19 protein-coding genes and 1 pseudogene are annotated in these 25,115 nt (G+C 70.5%); 10 read left to right on the plus strand and 10 right to left on the minus strand.

From position 1 onward, the window contains the following. Window positions 1–286: 286 nt before the first annotated feature. The 3 genes from E1293_RS50190 to E1293_RS14300 all read right to left on the minus strand — a co-directional run bounded on the left by E1293_RS50190 (window position 287) and on the right by E1293_RS14300 (window position 1,857). Window positions 287–502 carry a DUF397 domain-containing protein gene (locus tag E1293_RS50190; protein ID WP_341770187.1) on the minus strand — a complete coding sequence of 72 codons (216 nt, stop codon included), beginning with the start codon at window positions 500–502 and terminating at the stop codon, window positions 287–289. 546 nt (window positions 503–1,048) lie between these two features. Continuing rightward, window positions 1,049–1,546 (minus strand): hypothetical protein, encoded by a 498-nt coding sequence (locus E1293_RS14295; RefSeq protein WP_132197861.1) that lies wholly within the window; start codon window positions 1,544–1,546, stop codon window positions 1,049–1,051. Continuing rightward, window positions 1,543–1,857 carry a hypothetical protein gene (locus E1293_RS14300; protein ID WP_132197863.1) on the minus strand — a complete coding sequence of 105 codons (315 nt, stop codon included), beginning with the start codon at window positions 1,855–1,857 and terminating at the stop codon, window positions 1,543–1,545. Before E1293_RS14300 ends, E1293_RS14295 begins: the two co-directional genes overlap by 4 nt. A 510-nt stretch (window positions 1,858–2,367) precedes the next feature. Between E1293_RS14300 and E1293_RS49450 the strand changes: the two are divergent. From E1293_RS49450 to E1293_RS14320, 3 genes and pseudogenes are all read left to right on the plus strand, one after another. Beyond that, a pseudogene (locus E1293_RS49450) lies at window positions 2,368–3,056 on the plus strand (M28 family peptidase). Between the two features lie 8 nt (window positions 3,057–3,064). Next, window positions 3,065–3,289 carry a hypothetical protein gene (locus E1293_RS14315; RefSeq protein WP_132197869.1) on the plus strand — a complete coding sequence of 75 codons (225 nt, stop codon included), beginning with the start codon at window positions 3,065–3,067 and terminating at the stop codon, window positions 3,287–3,289. Window positions 3,290–3,459: 170 nt separating this feature from the next. Beyond that, the gene (locus E1293_RS14320; protein ID WP_132197871.1) at window positions 3,460–3,885 is read left to right on the plus strand and encodes a hypothetical protein; all 426 of its coding nucleotides are present in this window, start codon (window positions 3,460–3,462) and stop codon (window positions 3,883–3,885) included. 981 nt (window positions 3,886–4,866) lie between these two features. On the opposite strand, the gene E1293_RS14325 is transcribed toward E1293_RS14320, so the two are convergent. Then, entirely contained in the window at window positions 4,867–7,998 is a 3,132-nt protein-coding gene (locus E1293_RS14325; RefSeq protein WP_165978217.1) for an AfsR/SARP family transcriptional regulator, read from the minus strand. 229 nt (window positions 7,999–8,227) lie between these two features. Here E1293_RS14325 and E1293_RS14330 point away from each other — a divergent pair, with 229 nt between their 5' ends. Genes E1293_RS14330 through E1293_RS14340 form a run of 3 tightly spaced genes read left to right on the plus strand, consistent with a single transcriptional unit; the run spans window position 8,228 to window position 11,095 of the window. Then, entirely contained in the window at window positions 8,228–9,364 is a 1,137-nt protein-coding gene (locus E1293_RS14330; protein WP_132197875.1) for a hypothetical protein, read from the plus strand. Between the two features lies 1 nt (window position 9,365). Beyond that, on the plus strand, window positions 9,366–10,601 hold the full coding sequence (locus tag E1293_RS14335; RefSeq protein ID WP_132197877.1) for a hypothetical protein: 1,236 nt from the start codon (window positions 9,366–9,368) through the stop codon (window positions 10,599–10,601). Continuing rightward, window positions 10,601–11,095 carry a hypothetical protein gene (locus E1293_RS14340; RefSeq protein WP_132197879.1) on the plus strand — a complete coding sequence of 165 codons (495 nt, stop codon included), beginning with the start codon at window positions 10,601–10,603 and terminating at the stop codon, window positions 11,093–11,095. The genes E1293_RS14335 and E1293_RS14340 overlap by 1 nt, the downstream gene beginning before the upstream one ends. On the opposite strand, the gene E1293_RS14345 is transcribed toward E1293_RS14340, so the two are convergent. Beyond that, the gene (locus E1293_RS14345) at window positions 11,040–13,163 is read right to left on the minus strand and encodes an ATP-binding protein (protein ID WP_165978218.1); all 2,124 of its coding nucleotides are present in this window, start codon (window positions 13,161–13,163) and stop codon (window positions 11,040–11,042) included. The two genes, E1293_RS14340 and E1293_RS14345, sit on opposite strands and share 56 nt — an antisense overlap. 180 nt (window positions 13,164–13,343) lie before the next feature. Between E1293_RS14345 and E1293_RS14350 the strand changes: the two genes are divergently transcribed. Further along, entirely contained in the window at window positions 13,344–13,721 is a 378-nt protein-coding gene (locus tag E1293_RS14350) for a hypothetical protein (protein ID WP_132197881.1), read from the plus strand. A gap of 26 nt (window positions 13,722–13,747) precedes the next feature. On the opposite strand, the gene E1293_RS14355 is transcribed toward E1293_RS14350, so the two are convergent. The 5 genes from E1293_RS14355 to E1293_RS14375 all read right to left on the minus strand — a co-directional run bounded on the left by E1293_RS14355 (window position 13,748) and on the right by E1293_RS14375 (window position 22,379). After that, window positions 13,748–14,704 carry a DUF5954 family protein gene (locus tag E1293_RS14355; protein WP_132197882.1) on the minus strand — a complete coding sequence of 319 codons (957 nt, stop codon included), beginning with the start codon at window positions 14,702–14,704 and terminating at the stop codon, window positions 13,748–13,750. Window positions 14,705–14,796: 92 nt separating this feature from the next. Continuing rightward, window positions 14,797–15,849, minus strand: coding sequence for a glucose 1-dehydrogenase (locus tag E1293_RS14360; RefSeq protein ID WP_132197883.1), 1,053 nt, complete (start codon window positions 15,847–15,849; stop codon window positions 14,797–14,799). Window positions 15,850–15,868: 19 nt separating this feature from the next. Continuing rightward, entirely contained in the window at window positions 15,869–17,650 is a 1,782-nt protein-coding gene (locus E1293_RS14365) for a glycoside hydrolase family 15 protein (RefSeq protein WP_481726030.1), read from the minus strand. A 163-nt stretch (window positions 17,651–17,813) separates the two neighbouring features. Beyond that, window positions 17,814–19,199, minus strand: coding sequence for a glycoside hydrolase family 10 protein (locus E1293_RS14370; RefSeq protein ID WP_132197885.1), 1,386 nt, complete (start codon window positions 19,197–19,199; stop codon window positions 17,814–17,816). A 30-nt stretch (window positions 19,200–19,229) separates the two neighbouring features. Next, window positions 19,230–22,379, minus strand: a complete 3,150-nt coding sequence (locus E1293_RS14375; protein ID WP_132197886.1) for a glycosyl hydrolase 115 family protein — start codon at window positions 22,377–22,379, stop codon at window positions 19,230–19,232. Window positions 22,380–22,670: 291 nt separating this feature from the next. Here E1293_RS14375 and E1293_RS14380 point away from each other — a divergent pair, with 291 nt between their 5' ends. The 3 genes from E1293_RS14380 to E1293_RS14390 are packed head-to-tail and all read left to right on the plus strand — an operon-like array spanning window position 22,671 to window position 25,109. After that, complete coding sequence (locus E1293_RS14380; RefSeq protein ID WP_165978220.1) at window positions 22,671–23,690, plus strand: patatin-like phospholipase family protein; 1,020 nt, start codon at window positions 22,671–22,673, stop codon at window positions 23,688–23,690. Window positions 23,691–23,734: 44 nt separating this feature from the next. Continuing rightward, window positions 23,735–24,238, plus strand: a complete 504-nt coding sequence (locus tag E1293_RS14385) for an ArsR/SmtB family transcription factor (RefSeq protein ID WP_132197888.1) — start codon at window positions 23,735–23,737, stop codon at window positions 24,236–24,238. Window positions 24,239–24,257: 19 nt separating this feature from the next. Beyond that, entirely contained in the window at window positions 24,258–25,109 is an 852-nt protein-coding gene (locus E1293_RS14390) for a M23 family metallopeptidase (protein WP_132197889.1), read from the plus strand. The last annotated feature ends 6 nt before the right edge of the window (window positions 25,110–25,115 follow it).

Genomic DNA, 25,115 nt, shown 5'->3' on the forward strand with positions numbered 1-25,115 from the left:
CCTCCGCGAACGCCGGCGCACCCCCGACCCCGGCCACCAGCACACCGGCGGCGAACACCTGGAACATGACTCTGCGCATCAGCATTGCCCCTCTCAGCGGAAACAGCCCGCTGATCATGGCGCGCACATGGTGAAGCCCCAGCGATCACCAACCCAACACTCAACGAAAATCAGGTTGGCGCCCCCTAGCAAGGCCATGACGCAAGTGGTGCAGGCATCCGCACGTACGAGCGGCCCCGGCCAGAAGGCGAGGCCGCTCGTGCTGCTCAGGGGGTTCAAGGGACTATCAGGTGCAGCTCTCCTCGCTTTGCGGCGGTGATGAGCTGGGTGAAGTCTCCGGGGAGAGCATGAGAGGGGCCTTGCTGTCACGCACACCGATTACGCCAGTAAGAGCTGCCAGTTCCACGCACCCATCGCCACCGCCGGCGCTGCCCCTACGCGCTGGGGCGCTATGGTCTTGTGCGCCTGGGTAGATGGTTCTACTCGGTCCGGTCTCTTGGATTCGACCAGTTCAGACGCGATGGACCGACGTCATATGCACGGGAGGTTTCGCCGCAGTGGTCGCGTTCACGGGAGATGAAGGCAGCCCGGTCATATGCACCAGTGCCAGAGCGAGCGCTATGGTGCCACCCAGGATCACGTTTATTGGACAATTCATCTGAAATTTCCCTGGGTAGCAGACAGAGCGCTTCGGGTACCGCGTAGCCACGCTACAGGCGTCATCCTGGTGGATGCCCGTCAATTTCTGGGCTTCTTGTGGCTGATAGGCGTATGCGGCTTATGTCCGATTGATGCAGAGTGGTAGACCGCCTCCTGTCAGGAGCGGCGGGCCGCGTCGCTTCCCTGGAAGTGCAGGAGTGTCGCGTCCCGACCCTTCCCAAGCCCTCGTCTCCTCGTGCGGGAGGCGTGTCCAGGTGGCTAACGAACGGGCTCGGAGGCGGCCGAGTAGCGGCCCGGCTCAATTCCAGCGCCGAACGCTTCCCTTTCGAAAGATCCACAACAGCATGATCCATCTGGCACAGGAGTTTGCTACTTCAGATACAGGACGCTAGCTTCGATCAGAGGCTGGCTTTTTCCGAGATCCTCGCTTTCGGGTATGACTTGATGGCTTCTTTGGCTTCCTTTCTGCCTTGTGCGGGTTGCTTAGGAGAAGCTTCGGCATTGACTGCATCATGCTCTCTGTGATAATGCCAATTCCTTGCCGCTCTAGCAGTGTTGAAATCTGAGCCATCCCCTCCATGACCCGTCTGACATCGGCCTGGAGCTCTTGCGTGTCCTCTGCCGACATCACGGACGCTGGTCCGGGGGCAGAGCGCGTGGCTGCCTCGATCGCGGCCATTCGGATAAAGGTCGATGGCGTTAGCCCTTCCTTTTTGGCTGCATCCACAATGGAGTTGAGATCCTCGGTGCTGATCCGGACGGACACCACGCGCTCCAGAGTGGCGGGAGTAGAATTTTCGGCCAGTTCCGCACGGTTCTCATAGAACCACTCTGCGCGTTCGCCCTCGGTCATGTCTTCGAATTTCTTAACCTTTTTAGCCATCATCCCCCTTTTCTTGGAGTGTCGTATGCAGTGATTGGTCTAGCCATTTCGAGCTCTTGAGTTCCCAAGTCCCTTTCCAGGGTAACCGGGTATTTGATCACGACAGTGATCGCCTTCCCCTCGTCGGTCTCACCCACCAGAAGGTAGTGATCAGGAACGGGAGTCCCGTCCTTCATACGGGACTGAAGCAGGTCGTGGTCGTTGCGGACGACCTGCTCGATCTCCTCCTTCTTCACCCCGTGCGCCTGAGCGTGGACGAGGTTGCCCTCGTCCCACTCCAGCGGGAGCTCGATGGTTGGGAGCGACTTGGCCATGTCATACATCGTACCTGGGCCCCGTATGACAGACCCCCCTTCGCCGCCGGGCACGTCCGACGCTGTGGTGCTAGCTAAGGACGTTTCGACGTCCGCTGCCCAGGCTGGATGGCCTGTGCGCTCTATGCCGCGCCGGTTGCTCGCCGGCGTCCTCGCGGTCCTGAATCTCGGTGCGATCGCATTCGTCGCGGCGGCGGTGGACGGGCCGCCGAGCCCGCTGCCCGCGGAAACCCCGGCGGGCGAGTTCAGCGCCGCGCGGGCCCTCGGCCATCTCGGCCGGTTCGCCACCGAGCCGCGCCCGATCGGCAGTCCCGCGAGCTCCCGGACATGCGAGTACCTCGTCGGACGCCTGCGGGCCGACGGGGTCGGCGTACAGGTGCAACGGGCGGTCGGAGCGTCCTCGGGGACGGGCCTCGCGACGTTCGGCCAGGTGGAGAACGTGGTCGCCACGCTGCCCGGCAGCGACTCCACCGGGACGCTCTGCCGGCCGCGCACTACGACTCCGCGGCGATGGGGCCCGGCGCGTCCGACGACGGCGCGCCGGTGGCCGCGATCCGGGAGACGGCGCGGGCACTGCGCGAACACGGCCCTCTGCGCAACGACCTGGTGCTGTTGCTGCCTGACGGGGAGGAGGACGGCGTCCTCGGCGCCGAGGCGTTCGCCCGGGAACACTCGCTCGGCCGGGCCAAGGGCGTGCTGCTCAACTTCGAGGCGCGCGGAGCGGGCGGGCCCATGCTGCTGTTCGAGACGAGCCGGGGCAATGCGGGCTGGTCGGCGCGTTCGCGGACGCGGCACCGAGACCGCACGGCGACTCCTCGATGGTCGAGCTCTACCGCATGCTGCCGAACAACGCCGACTTCACCCCGCTGTCCGAAGCCGGGTTCGAGGGCATGAACTTCGCCTGGATCGAGCGCGGTTCGCATCACCACACCGCCACCGACTCCATCGCCAACCTCGACCGCGGCAGCCTGCAGCATCAGGGCGCCACCATGCTCGCCCTCACCCGCACGCTCGGGAACACCGATCTTGCCGATCTCGACGGCCGGGGCGACAAGACCTACTTCCGGCTGCCCGGGACGATGGTGGACCTACCCCGGGGCGATCGTGCCGGTGCCGGCCGTCATGTCGGCCCTGGCGTACGGCGGGCTGGTCGCGGCCGTGCGGAATCGGCAGGCTCGCGAGCCTGCCGCGCACGCTGATCGCCGCGGTGTCCGCGGTGCTGCTGTTTGTGGCGGCCGTGTTGGCGGAGGTGCTGTGGATCGTCCTGGCGGGCGTACATCCGGAATACGACGCGATGGGCGGCCTGCTACACCGGCCGGGGCCCTTCCGAGCGGCCGTCGCCGTGCTGGCCGTGCTCGCGTTGCTGCTCTGGTACACACCGCTGCGCCGCAGGCTTGGCCCTGCCGCACTCGCGGTCGGCGCCCCCGCCTGACCGATGGGCCTGGGCGTCCTGCTCGCGAGGGTCGCGCCTGGTGCCGCATTCCTGTGCACGTCGTCTGCCCTGGCGTGCGCGCTGGCCGGGACCGGGGCCGTCCGGCTGCCGTGCTGCCGGTTCGCGGTGCTGGTGCTCGGGCTCGCCGTCCCCGCGCTTCTGCTGCCCCCGTGGACGCAGCCGCGTTCGACGGCCTGGAGCTCAAGCTCGCGAGCCTGCCCGCGCTGGCGCTCGCGCTGCTGGGACTGACGCTGCTTCCCCTCGCCGAACTCGTCCTGCCCGAACGGCGGGCCGCGCTCGTCCTGCCGTCGGCTCTCGCACTCGCCGTCCTACTGGCCGTGGTCGGGGTTGCCGTCAACATCGGCGACGAGACGCGCCCGCGCCGTACGCACCTGGCCTATGTGATGGACGCCGGCGGCGGTACCTCGTACTGGGTGGGCGGCGATGCGGACCCCGGTTCCTGGACTCGGCAATACGTGTCCGGCCACGACCAGAGCGGCCTTCCGCCCGGATACGCGCAACCTGCGATGGACGGGTCCGGCTCAGCCGATCCGGACGGGTGGCCCCCGTGTCCAGGTCACTGTCCGCGACGGTGACCTCCTCCGGCTGCGGGTGACCGTTGGGCGTGGCGCCCGCTCGGTGACGCTGCGCTTCGACGGGCCGATCACTGAGGCGTCGATGGTCGTGCAGGGGCTCCAGGGCCCGCGCGGGTCACGGTCGAGGGGAGGCGGCTGAAGGCCTGGCCGGGGGAGGTCCGCTTCCGCGGCCTGCACGCCGGCGGCACCTCGATCATCGTGCGCGTCCCGGATGGACGCCGCCTCACCGCGATCGCGGAGACCACGGGCCTGACGACCGCGCCCGGCTTCAAACCGCCACCCCGCGACCTGGTCTCCTCCACACGCGAGGACGGCGACCTGATCGCGGTAACCCGCGCCTACCCCTCCAGTAGCCCGTCTGACCAGGCCGGGTGGAGACAGGGAACTCCTCCACCCGGTTCGCGGCCTCCAGGCAAACCACACCGCAGCTCTGCGACTCGCAAAGCCGCACTGATCTTGACCAACCTGGTCCAGGGCCCTTCGCGCCTGGCGGCGCGGCATCGCTGGAGGCCCGGGTGATCATCGGCCCAAGACCCGTGAAGATCAGCGTTGGGCGGGTGAGGCGTGGCGCCCCACCCGCCCAACGTGGCCTTGCTAGGTCATGTGCACCAGGACCGCCGCGCTCGCTTGCGCGGCGGTCAGTGCCAGAAAGGCGGCGGCCAAGCCGACCACCGCAAATAGGCGTTTCGCCATTGAAAACCTCAATCGTGCACTGATGTCATGCAATCCTGATCTGTCGCGATAAACGTACCGTTGTCCGTGGCCAAGCGGAAGGGATCTCGGCGATCTCGACGCAACGGCGGAATGTAACGTTCGTCTGAAAAGTCGGGTTTGCGGATGATTGTGGTCAGGTGCCTGTCGCTGAAACTGGAACGGATATCTAGAACGCGTCCTAGTGTCAGCGGCAGTGTACGTGGCCACGGCCGCGTTGTGCCCTGTTGAGGCAGGGAGAATGAGGCACTTCAACGGATGGAACGTGCTCTAGGCGCCGGTGGCCTGGTCTAGGGCGCGTAGACGCGACTTCAGTGCGGCGGGTTCGGGGAGGCCGATGGCGCTGTAGATGCGGAGCGCTTCCTGCCAGTGTTGGCGGGCCTCGGTGTGGCCTTGGACGTGCAGGGAAGCGGTTCCCAGGGATTCCAGGGCCTTGGCCATCTCGTAAGGGACGCCGATCTGGGCCGCCAGGGCGCGTGCCTGCTGCAGATGCTCGATGGCCGCCGGGTAGCGGCCGGACGCTGCCAGGGTCTCGCCCAGGTGGCGGAGGGCGAGGGCTTCCTCGTATCTCTCGCTGATAGTACGGGAAACGGCCAGGGCGCGTTCGTGGTGAATGAGGGCCTCGTCATAGTGGCCGGTGTTGTGGAACGTGGCGCCGATGCCAATGAGTATTTCGATCTGGTTTCGCTTGTCGCCCAATTCCACCGTGATGGTCAAAGCCTTGCGGTAGCTCTCGAGAGCTGTTTCATGGTCGGCCGTGTGGCGGCTTATATTCGCCATGTTGATGAGGACGATCGCCTGATGCTGGCGATCCAGTTCCGTGGCGGCGGACGCGGACTCCTCGTAGTAGCTCACGGCCGCCTTCACGTCCCCCATACGCAGCGCGAGATCCCCCATGTTGTTCAGGGCCATCGTGCGGCCGTGCGGGTCGTCGATCTCGGCGAAGATCGCGAGCGCGGCCAGGCGGAGCCGTTCGGCCTCCCGGTAGCGGCCGGTGAACTCCAAGAAGATCGCGATGCGGTCGAGACTGCCGGCCTCGCCGTGCCGGTCGCCGAGTGTCCGGTGGATTTCCAGTGCCTCCCGGCAGCCGGCCAATGCCTCGGGGAAACGGGACTGATGCCAATGGACGAGGCTGATGTGCCCGAGAATGTGGGCCTCTCCCCGGCGGTCGCCGATCGACCGGTAGATCCTCAGCGCCTTCTCCGCGTCCTGCATCGCGCCGTCGTACTGGCCGCCGCGGAAGCGGATGTTGCTCAGGTCGGCCAGTGCGCGAGCGGTGCCCGGCCAATCGTCCAACCCCCGCAGCGCCTCGATCGCGCGGGAATGGAGGCGTTCCGCCACGTCCCAATGACCACGTGACTCAAGGTGCCCGGCCAGGACGCGGGCGAACCGGGCGACATGTTCCGGGAGGCCGGTGCGGTCGGCTTCGGCGGCGGCGTTCAGCAGGCAGTTGTGCTCGGCGGCGAACCACTCGGCGGCCGCCGCGGCGTCCGCCAACGGTGGTGGTCCCGGAGGCGGGTCGGACGGCGCGCCGGACGGCGGCCGGTGGGGGGACAGCAGCCGGTCCGCGCGGTCGGCCGCCGCCAGGTGGAAGTCGAGGATCCGGTGGACGGTCCGGGTCCGGTCCTCGTCGGAGTCGGCCTCGCGGGCCAGGCGGCGGGCGTAGTCGTGGACGAGGTCGTGGAAGCGGTAGCGGCCGCGGGTGGGCTCGGTGATCAGGTGCCGGTCGAGCAGTTCCTCCAGGATTCGCTCGGCCTCCCTTACCGGACACGCCAGCCCGGCCGCGGCCGCGTGCGCCGTCAGGTCCGGTCCGGGGTGCAGCCCGAACGAGCGGAACGCGTCGCGCAACTTCGGCGGAAGTGCGCGGTAGGAATCCTCGAACACGGTCGTGATCTCGCGGTCCTCATCGCGCAGCTCGTCCAGCCGCCGATCGTCCGGGGTGAGCCGGGCCAGCAGGTCGCGGGTGTCCCAGGCGCGGCGGTGGCGTAGCCGGCTCGCGGCCATGTTCACCGCGAGCGGCAGGCGTCCGCACAGTTCGACCACCTCGGCGACGTTGGCGCCGGGTTCCGCGCGCCCGGTCCCCGCGATGGCGGTGAACAGGGCCATCGCGTCCGGGACGGGCAGGGTCTCCAGCGGCAGCGCCCAGGCGTCGTGCAGCCCGGTGAGCCGGCGCCGGCTGGTCACGATCACCAGGCAACCCGCGGAGCCGGGCAGCAGGGGTTCGACCTGGTCGCGTCCGGCGGCGTCGTCCAGGACGATGATCGCGCGGCTGCCCGCCAGCTCGGACCGCCAGAGCGCGGCGCGTTCGTCCAGTGCCGCAGGCACCCGCGTCGCGGGGACGCCGATCATGCGGAACAGCGTGTCGAGGGCCTCCGACGGGGTGAGCGGCCTCTGCCGGGCGTCGTGCGCGTGCAATGAGAGGAACATCTGGCCGTCCGGGAAATGCGGGGTCAGCCGATGTGCGAGATGGACGGCGAGCATCGATTTGCCGACCCCCGCCATGCCGTCGAGGGCGATCACGGTCACGGTTGAGCCGCCGGCGGTCGGCACCATCTCCATGAGCTGCCGCAGTTCGTCATCGCGTCCGACGAATACGCGCGCGTCGTGCGGCAGCGTGTGCGGGCGGCGGTCGACGCTCAGCTGGGTGCCGGGGACCCGCAGCAGCTCCGGGTCGCCTCGCAGGATCTGCTGCTGGATTCGCCGCATTCCAGGGCCCGGGTCGGTCCCCGACTCCGCCACGAGGAGGTCGCGGGTGCGCCGGTAGACCTCCAGGGCCTCGGCCTGCCGCCCGCTGCGGTAGAGCGCGACCATGAGCCGTTCGACCGGCCACTGGTGCTGAGGGTGGCGTTCGGTGAGGTCGTAGAGTTCGCGGACGAGGTCGGTGTGGTTTCCGCGCTGCAGTTCCAGGTCGATACGGAGGAACGCGGCGGCCAGCAATTCCTGTTCGAGATTGCGGCGGGTGCGTTCGGCCCAGCCGCCGGTGAGGTCGGCGAGCGGTTCGGCCCGATGCAGCTCCGCCGCCCGGCGGTGGTGGTCGAGGGCGTATTCGTCGTCGCCGCTTTCGGAGATCGCCCGGGCCTGGTCCCGCAGCCGCCGGAACAGGTGCAGGTCGACGGATTCGTCCGCGACGTCGATGAGGTAGGCGCCCTGCCGGGATCGCAGTGCGACGTCCGGGACCCCTTCGAGCCGGCGCCGCAGCCGCGTCATGTAGGAGTAGAGGCTCTGCCGCGCCTTGGCCGGCGGGGCGTCGTCCCACACGCGGCGGATGAGGGCCTCGGCGGGCACCGGCTGCCGCGGGCTGAGCAGCAGCACGGCCAGCACGCACCGTTCCTTGGTCGTTCCGAGGTCGCGCCGCCGGCCGTTAATCCACAGCTCAACGGGCCCTATGACGCGGAACTCCACCGGTTCCCCTTTGTGGAAATCTCCTCCTGAGCCGATTTTGGCACCGTGCGCACCGAATGGCCAGAGTGGAGACGCATTCACCTGGCCACCCGGGAGTCTCGCTACTCACTGAGTCAGGGTGATTGCAAGTTTTCGTCAAGCCCCCCGATCGACACTCGATTCCGGAGGCAGATCCTTTCGATCTGCGACGGAGGGACGGATGTTCGCATCCGAGGTCAAAGGGGGTTCGTTGACCGCAATGACCGGCTTCGAATGGCGTCGGGCCCTGACCGGGTTCGACCCTGGCTGGTGGGAGCGCCTTGGGGATCGGCGCACCGTGCTGGTGGTCGTGGGTTCGCCCGTATCCGGGCAGCCCGCACTGGACGTCGCTCGGCTCGCGGGAACCGACCCGCGGCTGCGCGTGCTCTTCACGGCGGCCCCCGGGCCGTCCTCGGCCGCCGTGGAGGTGATGCTCAAGGACGCGGGCGCAGCACCGCTGCCCTGGTCTGAACTGGAGGCCGGTGACGTCGGCCTGGTCGTCACCGCATCCCGGGTCCCGGAGGGCCTGCCGAATGCTCCGCTCATCGTTCTGCCGGGAGCGGTCCCGGAGGACGTCACGCACAGGCGTGCACCGACCGTGTCCACCTACGCCCACCGCCTGGACCGTCCCCCCGATGCCGAGGACGGCCATGGGGCGGTGGTCGGTGACTCCGACCACGACAGGCTGGTGGCGAGCCTGCCGTTGCGCGACTTCTACCGGCGCGCCCTGGGCGTCGGCGGGCGGCGCGGACTCGTCGTGGTCGCCCTGCCCAACAGCACGGGTGCGTGCACGCGCTGCCGGTCGCTGGACGTCGTGGGCCGCCTGCTCGCCGAACTGCCGTCCGACCAATACCACGTTCTTGGCATACCCGAGCCGGGCGGCCGGTGCCCGGACGGGCCGGGGCTCGCCGTCCACCTGCGGGACGGCCTCGGGCTCATGCCGCCGGAGGCGGACTGGCGCGCAGCCCTCGTCGCCGCCGACTGGATCGTCGGCCCTCCGGGGCCGGTGACTCGATACGGGACGATCGTCGGTGTGCCGGTGCTCGTCACCGGCCCGGCGCCGGGGGACGCGCTGCGCTTCCTCGCCGTCCGGCTCGCGGCGCACCGTCCCGTCCGCCCGCAGTTGACGGAGGCGGCGGCGCGGTGGCGGCCGGAGCGGGTCCGGCCCGTGCTCGGGCGGATCACGTCCGAGCCGGGACGGTTCGACCGCAACATGCGCAGCCTGATGTACGGGCTGCTGCGGCTGCCGCAGCCCGCCACGATCCCCGTGGCGGACCCGGTCTCGCCGCCCTTCCGCATCGGCTGCCGGGACGGGGAACCGCTCGGCCACGCCTGCCGGGGAGGCTGAGATGAACCTCCCGGTAGACGAATGGGTTCCCGGTCCGTTCGGACTGGACGCTCTGAAAGGCTCGACGGTGCAGGCGCGGCGGACGGTCCTCGCCGTCGCGCACCATCTGGCGGCTGCGACGCGGCTCGCCGACGTCATGCCGCTGCTGGAGAGCGACCAGCGGGTCGCGGTCGCGTACACGGCCTCGCCGGCCTCGGCTTACACCGGCGGCCTGGACGCGCATCTGCGCGGCCTTGAAGGGCTGGTGGTGCCCTGGCGGCAGGCCATGGGCACCAAGTGGGATCTCGTCGTGGCGGCCGGTCACGGGATGCTGGAGAAGCTGCATGGGCCGGTCATGACCCTGCTGCACGGGGCGGGTCCCGGGAAGCTGGTCGCCCGCGGCGCCGGCGCCGGGCCGCCCGCCGCACGTCCGGTCAGCGGCTTGATCAGGGAACGCCTCGTCGTCGCCGGACGCGTCGTGCCGTCGTCGATCGTCCTGGCGCACGACCGGCATCTGGCGATGCTGGAACGCGAGTGCCCGGAGGCGCGTCCCGTGGGGTTCACCGGCGGCGACCCGTGCCTCGACCGGCTGCTGGCGAGCCTGCCCTACCGGAACGTGTACCGGCGGGCGCTCGGCGTGCGGCCGGGGCGGCGGCTCGTCTTCGTCAGCTCCACCTGGAGGGGGGACTCGCTGCTCGGCAGACATCCCGACCTGCTGTTGCGGGTCGCCGCCGCGCTGCCGTGCGACCGGTACCAGGTCGTCGCCGCCCTGCACCCGAACGTGTGGTCCTACCATGGCAGGCGTCAGGTACTCGCCTGGCACGCGGACTGCCTGCGGCTCGGCGTCCGGCTGTTCCCTCCCGAGGAGGGCTGGCGCGCGGGCCTGGTCGCCTCCGACGTCCTTGTCGGCGATCACGGGTCGGTCACCTGCTACGGCGCCGCCATCGGGGTCCCGGTGCTGCTCGGCACCTTCCCGGAGGACCGCGTGGCACCCGGAACCCACGTCGCCGGGCTGGGCGCGGTCGCGCCGCGCGTCGACTGGGACCGGCCGCTGGCCCCGCAGCTGGAGGAGGCGGCGCACGCCTTCTCCGGACGGATCCATGCCGCGATGCGGGACGCCATCAGCTCCCGGCCGGGTGAGGCGGCCCGTCTCATCCGCGGGGAGATGTACCGGCTGCTGCGGCTGCCCGACCGGGAACGCCCACCGGACGTCGAGCCCGTTCCGCTTCCGGTCCCCGGCCTCCGGCAGGCGGCGTGATGGCCACGCTGGTGAAGGTCTGGGACGACCTGCCGGGCACGGAGCGCGTGCTCATCGGCGGGCGGACGCTGACGTTCCGGCGCTCACCCGCCGACGGCCCCGTATCGCCGCCCTGCGACGAGCACATCGTCGCAGGGCCCGACGAGACGTCCCCGGCCTGGCTGACCTGTGCGGACGTGATCGTCTGCGGGACCGAGGACCCGGAACGGCTCCGCAGAGCCCACCCGGGATGCCTTGTCGTGGTGGCCGTCGCCCGGCGGGGCTGCCTGGTCGCCGCCGGCGATCTGGAGGCGCGACTCGACCCGGTCCTCGGCGGGACGTGCACGGCCGACGATGCCGCCATGGCCGCGTCTGCCCTGCACACCTGGCTCGTGACGGGCGGGCCGCCCGGCGCGCTCGCCCGGCTCACCCTTGTCCGCGGCAACACGGTCACGGTGGTCAGGATGCGGGATCGCCGGGCGGCACGGCCGGGAACTCGGCGAGTCGCTCTCTGACCGGCGACGCTTGGGGAGAACCCAATTCTGTGTAGATGGCCAGCGCCTGTTCCAGAAACAGGCGCTCGGCCGCCGGGTCGCCCTGGTGCCCGGCTACCCGGGCGAGTTCGTGCAGTGCGCCGGCCTCTACGTGTGGTGTGTCCGTTTCCCGAGCGATGCCGCGGGCCTCGCGGAGGGCGGCGGCGGCCTCGTCCGGGTGGCCCGCCCGCAGCCGGGCCTGGCCGAGGCACGTGAGCGTCCGCGCGACGTGGTACGGCTCGTCCAGTCGCCGGAAGATCTCCAGGGCGCCGGTCAGCGTCTCCTCGGCCTCGGCGTGCCGGTCCACCGCGCTGAGCGCCTCGCCGATGTGCCGGTCCATCAGCGCGATCCCGCGCGGACGTCCCTGGTCGACGTGCACGTCCCGCGCCTCGGCGAACAACTCGACCGCGCGGGACGGGGCGCCGGTGGCGAGCGCCACGACGCCGAGTCCTTCGAGCGCGGACCCCTCACCGAGCCGATGGCCGGTCCGTCGCTCCAGGGCGAGAGCGGTCTCGTACAGGCCGGCCGCCGTGCCGAAGTCCTGGAGGTTGCTGTGGGCGATCCCGAGCCCTTCCAGCATCCGCGCCTGGGCCTTTAGGTCGCCGCAGGACTCGGCGGCGGCGAGCCCCAACTCGTACATCCGGATCCAGGACGGATAGTGCTTGCGCTGCAGGAACAGCGGCCACATCGCCTCGGCGAGCTGCCAGGTGACGGCGTGCCGCCCGGTGTCGTGCGCTTCCTGCGCGACCGCCGCCAGGTTCTGCTGCTCCCGGCCGAGCCACTCCAGTGCCGCCGCGCGGGACGTGAAGAGGCCGTCCGGTGGCGGGTCGGCGTACCGGTCGCCGAGATGCCAGCGCCCCGGCATCAGGGCGAGGTCGGCGGCCACGGCGGTCGTCAGGTACCAGTCGGCGAGCCGGGCGAACGCCGTCTCGTGATCCGACACCGCTGAGAGGGACGCGTCCCGCGCGTGCAGGCGGACGAGGTCGTGGAAGCCGTACCGGTCGCCGGGCCCTTCGAGCAGGAGGCTGGCGTCCGCCAGGCCGTGCAGAAGGTCCGCAGTGCGGTGTTCGTCCGTCCCGATGAGGGCGGCCGCGGCGGCGACGCCGAGATCGGGCCCGGGGTGGGCGCCGAGCAGCCGGTAGGCCGTCGCGTGCTCCTCGTCCAGGGCCTGGTAGGAGGTGTTGAAGACGGCGCTGACCGAGATGTCGCCCTCGCCGGTGCGCAGGGCGGAGAGCCGCCGCGCCTCGTCGCCGAGTTCCGCCACGGCGCGGGCGATCGGCCAGCGCCGCCGCGCGGCGAGGCGGGCGCCGGACGCGCAGACCGCCAGCGGCAGCGTCCCGCACAGCGTGACCAGCGACCGGGCGTGGTCGCTCTCCGCGCCGATCCGGTCGGCGCCGATGAGGCGTTCGAGCAGCTCCAGCGCCCCGGGCACGCCGAGCGGGTCGACGTCCAGGAACCGCGCGCCGTCCACCACGAGGCCGGTCAGGCGGTGGCGCGAGGTGACCACGACCAGCGACTCCCCGTCCCCGGGGAGCAGCGGGCGGACCTGCGCCGCCGAGACGGCGTTGTCGAGCAGCACGACCAAGCGGCGCCCGGTGGTCATCGACCGGAACAGCGCGGACTGCTCGTCGGTGCCTGCCGGGATGCTCTCCGGGGACGCGCCGAGGGCCCGCAGGAAGCGTTCCAGTGGCTCGTCGGGCGGGAGCGGCTCCGTCCCGGAGAAGCCGCGCAGGTCGATGAACAGCTGGCCCTCGTAGCCGTCCTTGATCCGGTGCAGCCAGTGCAGGGCCAGCGTGGTCTTCCCGACGCCGCCGGGCCCGGTGATCACCACCGGTCCCGGCCGCCCGCCGAGCGCCTCCAGTTCCGCCAGCTCACGGAGCCGGTTGGCGAACAGGCCCGGTGGCGGCAGTTGCGCGGGGGTGGGAAGGACCGTTCCACCGGGCGCGGTGATGTGCACACCGCCGGCGATGGAGCCGGCCTGGACGCTGGAGCCCGCTATCCTCCCCGTCAGCTCGTTGGCCCACCGGTCCCGTTCGTCGGGAGACTGCACGTTCGATTCCATCCCATTGGTTCGGCGGAGTGTTGATTTTTCCGCTTTGCGATCAACCTACCCGGACGCCCGGTTTTCCGGTAACGCTCGCGATTCGGCAGGCATTTTTGGTCATGCCATTTACTGCAATTCAGTCAAAATGGTGTTGGCTTGCCGATCCCGGCGTGGTGAACTGTGACGGTGACCGATCCGATGACCGTGGCCATCGCCACCGCGATGGCGGGCAAGGCGGTGGAGGTCGCCGGGGAGCCGGTCCGGGCGGCCGTCGCGGAGCTGTCCCGGCGGGTCCGCGAGCGCTTTCGCGGCCGTGCGTCCGATGAAGAGGCACTGGAACGGGCCATCGCCGATCCGGCGCCCGACAGGATCGCCACCCTCTCCTCCGTCGTCGAGCACCTCATGGCCGAGGACCCCGGGTTCGGCGCGGAGGCGCGGAACCTGTGGAACCAGGCGCAGACCAACGCCGCCGCGTCGGACGACGGCGTGGTCAACATCCTCAACGGGCAGGCCGGGAGGGTGGTTCAGCTCCGGGACGTGCACGGCGACCTGAACATCGGCTGACGCTCCGGAGACGGGACGGGCGGTGGTCAGGCGTCGGTGGTGAGGCCGTAGCGTTCCTGGTCGGAGGGGCGGGGCGACTCCGGGCCGTCGCGGCCCAGGCGGAGCATGCGGCCGACGCGGACCGTCTGGAAGCGGCGGCCGAGGACGTGGAACTCGTGGCCCTTCGTCGCCCTGATGCCGTCGGCGAGCGCGGTCCATTCGGCGAGCTCGGCGGCGGACGGCGGGTCGCCCTCGAACTCGCGCAGCCTCGGCAGCGTGCCGGTGAAGCGCCGGGCCAGCCGGTCGCGGGCGTCGTCCGGGGTGTCGCCGCCGGTGAGCGGCGCCCAGCCGCCGTCCTCGATCTCCACCGCGAGGAAGGCGGGCGGGAGCAGCACGACGGCGGGATGCGTCTGGATCGCGTGCCGCGCCTCCGTCCGGACGAGGTCGGGGACGCTGCCGGGCGCCGGCATCCGGCAGACGAGGTTCAGCCGCAGCTGCGCCTCCCACTGGCCGCACGGCGCCGGCGGGTCGATCAGGTGGCCGCGCAGCAGCGCGTCCGCGGTGAGGTCGGCGTCGGTGGACCGGGGCGGCTCCATCACCCGGTCGCCGAGCAGGATGAACCTCTCGGCCCGGACGATCCGGTACCGGCGGTCGCCGATCTCCCACTCGTCCTTGGCGAGCTGCTCGCCCTCCTCGGGGTCGAGCCGGGCGGCCGCCGCGGTCATGGCCCGGGCGGTCGCGGGGTCCGGTTCGTCCGCCGCGGCCGTCCGCAGGTCGAAGGCGAGGTGGTAGCGGGCGGCGGACGGCTCGTCGGCGCCCAGCGATCCGATCCGCCACTCGTCTCCGTATTGCACCGCGTGACCGAAATCGGGGGAGCCGACGGGGAACAGTTTCGGATAGCGCAATATCCGCTCGCCGAGTTCCCGGTCGCGCACGGCGGCGACCGGATCGAGCCGGGCCGCCACATTGATGTGGTCGTACCCCTGCATCAGCGGGAAGGTCATGCCCGCATCCTGGCCGGGCGGGGTTCCCGCGCGCATGGTTTTCTGCGTGGTCGGCCACCGGTAGTGCGCGCATTGCCCGAAATTGGACGCCTTTATTCGGCCAAGCTGAGGACCACCTTGACGTCGTCCGGATGCGGGGTGAACGCCTCCTCGAAACGCTCCAGCGGGACGCGGCGGGAGATCAGCCGGCCGAGCCAGCCGAGGTCCGCCTTCGCGAGCGCGTCGGCCGCGGCGGTGTAATGCCCGAGGTTCGCGTTGACCGACCCGATGACGGCGTCGTTCTGCAGCACGATGTCGCGGTTCAGGCTGCCCGCGTCCACCTCCAGCGGACGTCCCGTCGGCGACACCCCGGTCAGGCACACGATCCCGTACGCGGCGTTGTACGACATCGCGCCGAAGACGAGCTGGGACACGCCGGTCGCCTCGATCACGATGTCCGGCTCCCGTCCGGAGACCGCCTTCTCGATGCCCTCGTGGTGGTAGGTGGCGCCCAGGTCGGCGACCAGCTGCGGCTTCGGCCCGTCGGTGACCCGGTCGAGGACGTGCACGTCGAGGCCCCGCTGGACGCCCAGCATCGCGGCGAGCAGCCCGATCGGGCCCGCGCCCGTGACCAGCACCTTGCGCGGCTCGAACCAGGCCCGCGCGCCGACCTTCTCGATCTGGTCCCATGCCTTCGCGACCACGGACGTCGGCTCCATCAGCACGCCGACCTCGGCGAGCCGCGGGTCCAGCTTGACCGCGTAGCCGGCTTCGACCCGCCACGCCTGGCTCGCGTACCCGTCGATCTCCTTGATGCCGCGCTCGGTGTACCCGCCGTTGCGGCACATGTCGAACTCGCCGTGCGCGCACGCCCCGCACGGCTCGGGGTCGGGCCGCCGCACCACGCCGACGACCAGGTCGCCGGGGGCGAAGCCGCTGCCGGACGGGGCCTCCCGCACCCGGCCGAGCGACTCGTGCCCGATGACGAGCCGGTCGTGGCCGGGCGGTGCCCAGCCGTAGTCGCCGGCGGCGATCTCCCGGTCGGTGCCGCACACTCCGGCGGCGAGCCCGTCGACCAGCAGGTCGCCGTCCCCGGGCTCCGGGTCGGCGACGTCGGTGACGGCCAGCGAGCCGCGCTTCTGCGGCAGGACGGTCAAGGCGCGCATGACACTTCTCCTTCGAGGATCAGGACCGAGGGCGGGCCGGGCCCGTGCCGCTCAGATGCCTTGCGGTGTTGACGAGCCCGACGTGCGAGTACGCCTGCGGGGTGTTCCCGATCTGCCGTCCGGTGGCGGTGTCGTACTCCTCGCTGAGCAGGCCGAGGTCGTTGCGCAGGCCGAGCAGCCGCTCGAACAGGTCGGTGGCCTGCTTCGTCCGGCCGATGCCGTGCAGGGCGTCCGCGAGCCAGAACGTGCACGCGAGGAACGAGCCCTCGCCACCGGGCAGGCCGTCGACGCCGCCGTCCGCGCCCGTGTCGTAGCGCAGCATGAACCCGTCCCGGTACAGCTCCCGCTGCACCTCGTCGACCGTGCCGACCACGCGCGGGTCGTTCCACGGCAGGAACCCGACCTGCGGGATGAGCAGCAGCGCCGCGTCCAGCCCGCGCGACCCGTAGAACTGGGTGAATGTGCCGCGGCCGGCGTCGTACCCGTTCGCGCACACGTCCGCGTGGATCTGCTCGCGCAGCGCCCTCCACCTGCCGACGGGCCCCTCAAGGCCGTGCCGCTCGACGGCGTGGACGGCGCGGTCCACACCCGCCCACGCGAGCACCTTGGAGTGGACGAAGTGGCGGCGGTCCCCGCGGACCTCCCACAGGCTGTTGTCGGGGTCGCCCCAGTGCCCTTCGAGGAAGTCCATCAGGGCGACCTGGAGGTCCCAGGCGCTCTCGTCCGACCCGATGTCCGCCTCGCGCGCGATGTGCAGGCCGTCCATGACCTCGCCCCAGGTGTCCAGCTGGAACTGGTCGGACGCGGCGTTGCCCACCCGCACCGGCGACGAGCCCTCGTACCCGGCGAGCCAGTCGACGGTGAACTCGGTGAGCCGCCGGGTGCCGTCGATGCCGTACATGATCTGCAGGTCGGCGGGGTCGCCGGCGACGGCGCGCAGCAGCCACTCCCGCCACGCCTTCGCCTCCGCGGCGAACCCGGTGCCGAGCAGCGCCTGGAGGGTGAACGTCGCGTCCCGCAGCCAGCAGAACCGGTAGTCCCAGTTGCGCGGGCCGCCGAGCTGCTCCGGCAGGGACGTGGTCGCGGCGGCGACGATGCCGCCGGTCGGCGCGTAGGTGAGCGCCTTCAGCGTGATCAGCGACCGGCGGACCGCGTCGTCCCACCGGCCGTCGTAGTCGTAGCGCTTCATCCAGTCCGACCAGAACAGCTCCGTGTCGGACAGCGCGCGCTCGGCCCCGACCGCCTTCGGCCGCGGCAGGTGCGACGGCTTGTAGGTGAGGACGAACGGCACCCTGTCCCCGGCGGAGACGGTGAAGTCGGCGCACGTCGCCATGTCGCGGCCCACAAGCTCGACGGGGGTCTTCAGCCACGCCGCGTCCGGGCCCGCGATGGCGTTGTTCTCGCCCTCGCGATGCCGGACCCACGGCACGATCCGCCCGTAGTCGAACCGCAGCCGCATCGCCATGTGCATCGGGACGCGCCCGCTGACGCCCTCCACGATCCGGACGATGTCGGCGGCCTCCCCGCGCGGCGGCATGAAGTCGATCAGCCGGACCGTCCCGTCCGGGGTCTCCCACTCGGACTCCAGGATCAGCGTGTCGCCCCGGTACCGGCGGCGCGTGCACAGCCCGCCCGCCGCGGGCGCGACCCGCCAGAACCCCGCGTGCTCGTCGCCGAGCAGCGCGGCGAAGCAGGCGGGGGAGTCGAACCGGGGCAGGCAGAGCCAGTCGATCGACCCGTCCTTGCCGACCAGCGCGGCCGTCTGCGTGTCCCCCAGCAGGCCGTAGTCCTCGATCCGCAGCGCCAAGGCGCGCACCCCCGTATTCGGTTCTCCGGCTTCCTCCGACCTACCCGTGATAGTGGATGTATGTGCTGCCCGGGAGCGTTTCCGGGGAATCCGTCCGGAACGGGGCCGGCACGGCGACCTGGGAGCTGCCGCCGTGCCGGATACCGGTTCGGAAGTGTCAGGAGCCGCCGCACGTGACGGACGGGTCCGCCGCGTTCCCGCTGGACGCGTTGACGGTGAACCCGAACGAGGCGGACGCGCCCGGCGCCAGCCTCGCGTTCCAGTTCACCGGCTTGACCGTGACGACGTTGCCGCTCGTGGTCGGGCTGCCGTTCCAGAGGGCCGCGATCTGCTGCCCGGACCCCATCGTCATGACGGCCGTCCACGAGCTGATCGCGCTGCTTCCGGCGGTGACGGTCACCTGGCCGTTGAAGCCCGTGCTCCACTGCGCGGTTCGGGTGTAGGCGCAGCTGACGGTGCCGGGGTCGCCAGGGTCGCCGGGATCGCCCGGGTCACCGGGGTCGCCGGGCTCGCCGCCGAGGGCTTCGAGGGCCGCGTCGTACGCAGGCTTCTTGTTGTAGTTGTCGTCGAAGAGGAGCGCGGCGCCCTCACCGGGGAACGTGTCGGGAACCCACGAGTACTTGTCGGTGATGCCCCACACGGTGATGACGGTGCAGCGCGACACGGCCAGGCAGGCGGAGACGACCTTCTTGTAGTCGTTCGCCTGGGTGGCGAGCTTCGAGCTGTCCGATGGCGTGTTCATGCGGATGTCCAGCTCGGTGATGTGGACGTCCACGCCCAGCGCGGCGAACCGCTGCATGTTGGCCTGCATGTCGGAAGGGACATTGCCCAGGGTCAGGTGCGCCTGGAGCCCCACGCAGTCGATCGGGACGCCGCGCGCCTTGAAGTCCTGCACCATGGCGTAGACGGCATTGCTCTTCGCGTTCTGGCCGTCGATGTTGTAGTCGTTGTAGCAGAGCTTGGCGTTCGGGTCGGCGGCGCGCGCCGCCCGGAACGCCTCCTCGATGTACCCGTCGCCGATGACGCGCTGGAACACCGAGTCGCGGCGCGCGCCCGACCCGTCCTGGAACGCCTCGTTCACGACGTCCCAGTACGCGATCTTGCCGGCGAAGTGGCCGGCCTCCTTCGAGATGTGGTTCCGCATCGCGCTCAGCAGGTCGTCCCGCGAGGAGATGCCGCTGACCCAGCCCGGCAGCTGGCTGTGCCACACCAGCGTGTGCCCGCGGATCTTCATGCTGTGCGCCTGGGCGTGGCTGACGAGCTGGTCGGCCGCGCTGAAGTTGAACGAGTTGCGGGACGGCTCGGTCGTGTCCCATTTCATCTCGTTCTCGGGCGTGAGCTGGTTGAACTCGCGGTCGAGCGTGGACGCGTACGCCGACTCGCCCATGTGCCCCTGGGCCGCGGCGGCCCCGAAGACCCGTCCGGTGGCGGCGGCCGCCTCGCCGAGCGTGCCGGCGGCCGCCGACGCGGGCAGCGCGACGGCCACCAGCATCGCCAGGAGCAGGGCACCCGCTCCGAGCACCGCGGTGAGTGCTTTTCTCATGGTTTCGTCTCTCCTTGCAAGGGGTGGGGGTTAGCGAAACCCGGCCCGCCGGCTTTCCGGGGGCCCGAGATAGGAGGTCCTGAGCCCGCCCGTGTCGACCACGAGTTTCTGCAGGACGACGGTCGGGTCGACCATCCAGAACTTCAGCGTGTGCTTTCCCGGACCGGTGACGGTGTGGGTCGTGACCGTGCGGTTCACGTTGTCGGAGGTGTTGCGCTCCCACTGCCTGTTCATGGTCGTGTCGTTCGCGCCGGTCGCCGTCGTGGCGTTCACGACCTGCGGCTGCTCGCCGTCGATCGAGACGGCGTACTTGAGCCCTTCGGCCGACAGGACGCTGTTCCGCGGCGACAGGTAGGCCCATACCTTCACGGGACCGGTGGTCGTCAGCGTCATGTCGTATTCGAGGCGCGGGCCCTTTCCGGGCTCCTGGCCGGCCGCGGTGACGGGGAACGGCTCCATTCCGGCGCCGGTCCGGCCGACGCCGGGGAGCCGATTCCAGCGGGCCGCGGCGGTGCCGGTCGCGCGGCTGTAATGGTCGGCGTTCATCGAGACGTAGCCGCCGGCCTCCACGAATCCGTGCGCCTTGGACGACTCCGGGTTGTTCACGACGGCCTGGACGGTCACCGTGCGGCCGTTCGGCCCGGAGATCTCGATGGGCACGCGGCTGGTCCCCTTGGGGGCGCGTGACCAGTCGATCCGTACCGTCGCGCGTATCTGCTTGCCGACGCTTCCCTGAGCCCGGCTGACCCTCACCCACGGTTTCGCCGGGTCGATCCGGTAGTCGAAGGTGCCGGAGCCGCGGTTGAACACATCGATGTACTGGGCGGGCGCGCTCTGGTAGGGGCTGAATTCCGGCAGGACGGCCTCGGACTCGGCCTCCGGCCACCATTCGTCCGACCCGTCGATCGCCACGCCCATGTCGGCGCCGTCGGGGACGTCGATGCGCTTGAGCTTGGGGAAGATCTCGTCCGGCAGGGCCTCGTTGTTGAGCTCGGGCTGCTGCCAGGGCGCGTTCGGGCCGTACCGTTCGACATCGCCGTAGCCGATGTGCGGCTGGGTCTGGAAGCCTTCCCATTTCCCGCCGGCCAGCCCGGTGTTGTAGTGGTCCGACATCCGCTGGTCGTCGGCGAACCTGGCCTCGGCGAGGTCGGCGTAGTCGTTGGTGGCCGCCCGCCCCTGCTTCGCGTAGAGGATGTTGGTGAACTCGGCGTCACGCAGCTCGTACAGGTTCGCGGTCGCCTTCACCTGGTAGTGGACGAGCTCGTAGTAGGCGTCCTGATACGCCTTCGGCAATCGCTTGCGTATCCGTTCCGCCTGGGCCGCGAGACGCTTCCACCGCGTGGTCACCGTGTCCATTTCCCGGTACTGGTTGAGGTAGAAGGGCGTCTGCTGGTCGTCGTAGACGACCGCGCTCGAATCGGTGGGCAGGTCCTTGCTCGGGTCGACGGTGATGCGGCGGTTGAGCAGCTCCGGCTTCCGCAGCGCCTGGAGGTTGCCGTAGCCGTCGAGGACGTCCGCGATTTCGGCGGCGTGCTCGGGGCCGAAGTTCTGCGCGGCGTACTGCCGCTCCCATTCCTTGAGGTTGCCCAGCGACCAGCGGTCGGGGTTCCACGCGTAGTCGAGGTAGAACTGGAGCGGCATCTCGTTGTTCTTCATGTCGCCGACGTTCGCGACCCACAGGTTGCGGATCCCGTACCGGTACGACTGGTTCAGCTGCTCCCACGTGTTGCCGAGCTGCGCGGTGTCGACCCACTTGTAGTTGCGGCCGCCGCCCACATAGTCGAAGTGGTAGTACTGCCCGTATCCGCCGGCCCGTTCGGGCAGGCTCCGGTCGGGCATCTTGCGCATGTTCCCCCAGTTGTCGTCGGTGAAGACGACCGTGACGTCGTCGGGAACGCGCAGACCCCGGTCCCAGTACCGCTGCACCTCCTTGTAGAGCGTCCAGACCTGCGGAGTGGCGGACGGGTCCTTTCCGGTGGCGTCGCCGAGGATGCTCCGCTCGCTGGAGATGATGTCCCGCATCAACTCGATGCCGTCGCCGTCCGGCAGGCTGGTGTCGCCGTTGCCGCGCATCCCGAGGGTGACGACGCCTTCGAAGTCCTCCCGGACCATTCGCTCGATGCCGTCTTTCCAGTACTTCTTGATGGCGGCCGAGTTGCGCCGGAAACTCCATTCCCCGGTTCCGCCGTACGGGTCGTGGCCGGGTTCGGTGATGTTCCCGTCCGCGTCCCGCTTGGCCGGGACGGCGTGCCGGTTCCATTCCTCGATGCCGCGCATCATCGGCGCCTCATGGGACGTTCCCATGACCACGCCGTACTGTTTCGCGGTCGCGTGGTTCTGCGGGTCGTCCTCGGCGAACGCCCGTCCCCACACCGCCGGCCACAGGTAGTTGGCCTTCAGCCGCAGCATCGTCTCGAAGACCTTGGCGTAGAACCCGTGGTTGAAGCCGCCCTCGAACCCGGGGGCCTTTCCGGGGCCGAACTGCTTGGGCGCCCACCGGCCCAGCGCCGGATTCTCGTCGTTGATGAAGAAGCCCCGGTACTTCACGGCCGGCGTGCCCTGCGTGTGCCGCCCCGGTTTCACGTAGACGGACGCCTGATGCCGGGACGGGACGTCGTCCCACCAGTACCAGGGCGAGACGCCGATGTTCTTCGAGAGGTCGTAGGCGCCGTAGATCGTGCCGCGCTGGTCGCTGCCGGCGATGACGAACGCACGGCGAACGCCCGGCATCGGGTGGTCCACCACCTGTTCGACGGTGGTCTCCCACTTGCCCGCGATGCCCTTCACGTCCAGTTTCCCGGACGTGACGAGGGCGTCGATGAGCGGGCTCTTGCCGATCGTGCCGACGATGACGACGTCCCGTCCGGACGGTGCCCTGTCCCGTGCGACCGCCGGCTTGACGCCGGTCACCCGCTCGACGTCCGCTTGCAGGTCGCCGACGACGCGCACGACGCCGGCGTGGTCGGCGCCGCTGACCACCAGTGGCGCCGCCTTCCCGTGCTCGACGAGCGGGAAGTAGCCGCGCCCGTCCCGGAAGGAGACGTAGGACGCGGCGTCCGCGCCGGGGCGGGACGGCGGCTGCGCGGCCGCGGGCACGGTGGTCAGGGCGGCGGTGGTCAAGGCGACGGTGGTCGGGACCAGGGCCAGGAGGACTTTCCACGTCCGCGGGGATCTGCCCATCGGCTGTCTCCTCAGTGAGCGGCGGTCTCGAAACATTTCGCTGTGTTTTCGATGGCCGTCAGGAAAATAACCCCAGCCGTCCCCAGCGTCAACTACTTGCACAGGCTTTCAAGGGGCGGACGGGACGACCTCCGACCGGCCACGCAAGATCATCTCGCGAAAAGTTTCGGGCGAGCGAATAGAAGAATGATCCTGCGGGCATCTCTTATCGGGAGGCGTAGAACCGGTTCGAGGCGCGAATCGCGCTTTTCTCGTTCACGCGGCGAAACGGCCTGGAACGAAGGGAGATCAATGGACTCGGCTGCGGGCCCGCCGCGGGCGGACCTCGTCCTGGAGGGCGGCGGCGTGAAAGGCATCGCGCTGGTCGGCGCGATCGCGGAGATGGAGGCGCGCGGATACCGGCCGGGCGCGCCCGCCCGGGTCGCCGGGACCTCCGCCGGCGCGATCGTCGGATCGCTGCTGGCCGCCGGGATGCCCGTCCCCGACATGGTCCGCGTCATGCGCGAACTCGACTACCGGCCGTTCCAGGACGGCTCGCGGTTCGCCCTCGTCCGCGGGGTCTCCCTGCTCGCCACCCTCGGCCTGCACAGGGGCGACGTCCTGCACCGGTGGATCGCCGCCCGCCTCAAGGAATGCGGTGTTGAAACGTTCGGCCAGCTCAAATTGCACGACCCGGATTCCGCGCTCCCGCCCCGGCACGCCTACAAACTGGTCGTCGTGGTCTCCGACGTCAGCAGTGGCCGCATGGTGTACCTGCCATGGGAGTACGAACGCTATGGACTGAACGCCGACGACCAATCCGTGGCCGATGCCGTGCGCGCCTCGGCGTCCATTCCCGTCTTCTTCCGCCCGTGCCGGATCTGCCGCGGAGACGGCAAGAAATGCGTGCTGGTGGACGGCGGCATGCTGTCCAACTATCCGATCACCATCTTCGACCGGGAGGACCGCGAGCCCCGCTGGCCGACGTTCGGCGTGAAATTGTCCGCGCGGACCCCGCCCGGCGGCCTGTTCCAGCCGTGGCACGGCGTCCGCGGCCCCATCGGCTACGGCCGGGCACTCGTCTCCACGATGGCGGAGGCGCACGACCGGGCGCGGATGGACGAGCCGTCCATCGTGGCCCGGACGATGTTCGCCCGCACCGACGACGTCCTCGCGACGGACTTCGACCTCGGCGCGGCGGCCCGCGACCGCCTCTACGTCGCCGGCCGCGACGCCGCCGCGCGCTTCCTCGACCACTGGGACCACCGCGACTACCTGGCGCGATACCGCATGCCCGTCCCGCGCCCCCGGTCCGGCGCGGCCGTCGACTGACCGGCGAGTTTGTCAAAGTTACGTAGTTACGTAATATTGGAGTCGTGGCTGAGGAGACACTCGCGGACCGGGTCGGCCGCCTGGAGGAGCGCATCGCCGTGCTGGAGGGCGGTGTGCGCCCGGCGGCCGGACGTCCGGAGCCGGACGACACCTTCTGGGCACTGAACGCCCTCAAGGACCGTGCCGCCGACCCCGGCGCCGTGCTGTTCACCGGCTCGGTGACGCTGCCGAGCGGCGAGCACTACGAGTGGCAGCAGGGACACGCGGCCGACGACCTGCTCCAGGACGACTGGGCGAAGGCCGCCGAGAGCCTGTCCGCGCTCGCGCACCCCGTCCGGCTCCTCCTGCTGCGCGAGATCATGCACGGCACCCGCACCACCGCGGAGCTGGCGGCGCATGAGGACCTCGGCACGACCGGGCAGCTCTACCACCACCTCCGCCAGCTGGTCGCGGCCGGCTGGCTGCGCACCTCCGGGCGCGGGCGCTACGCCGTCCCGGGGGAGCGGGTGGTGCCGATACTCACCGTGCTCGCGGCGACCCGCCGCTGACCGACCCTCTGGAGGGGAGATGCTCAGGACGATCGCACGCTTCAGGACACTGTTCATCCTGCTGGGACTGGTGCTGGTGTTCACCCAGTCCCTGCACGGCGTCGGCGCGCTCGGCGCGGCCGGAGCCGCGCTCATCGTGCTCGGCGTCGCGATGCTGTTCGTGTCCGGCGGCACCCCTGACCGGGACCCCGTCGTCGTGCGCGGCCCGCTGCGGGGACGCTGGGTGGCGGTCAACAGCCCCGCCGACAAGGTTCCGAGCCACGGGACGCACGAGCTGGGCCAGACGTACGCGATCGACCTCGTCCACGTCCCGGACGGCGAGTGGACGCCGATGCGCCGCAGCCCCCTCGCGGCCCGCCCTGCCACGTTCCCCGCCTTCGGCCAGGACGTCCTCGCCCCCGCCGACGGAGTGGTCGTCCAGGCGAGCGGCTGGCAGCGCGACCACTGGAGCCGCAACTCCTGGCCCGCCTTCGTCTACCTGGTGATCGAGGGCATGGTGTTCCGGCAGTTGCTGTCGCTGCTCACCCTGTCCGCCGGCCGCTTCGTCGTCGGCAACTCCGTGGTCCTGGACCTCGGCGACGGCGTCTACGCGGTCTTCGCCCACCTGCGCCGCGGCTCGCCGCGCGTCCGCAAGGGCGACCGCGTCCGGGCGGGGGACGTGCTCGGCCAGGTCGGCAACTCCGGCAACTCGTCCGAGCCCCACCTGCACTTCCACCTGATGGACCGCCCCCGCCCGCTGGCCGCCGCCGGCCTCCCGTTCGCCTTCCCCTACGAGGCCGGCGGCACCGTCCACACCGGCGTCCCGGGCGCCCGCCGGCCCTTCACCTTGGCGCCCAGCCACGCACCGGACGAGCCCTCCTCGGTGGCATGACCGGGG

This window comes from Actinomadura darangshiensis, from assembly GCF_004349235.1.
Classification (GTDB): domain Bacteria; phylum Actinomycetota; class Actinomycetes; order Streptosporangiales; family Streptosporangiaceae; genus Spirillospora; species Spirillospora darangshiensis.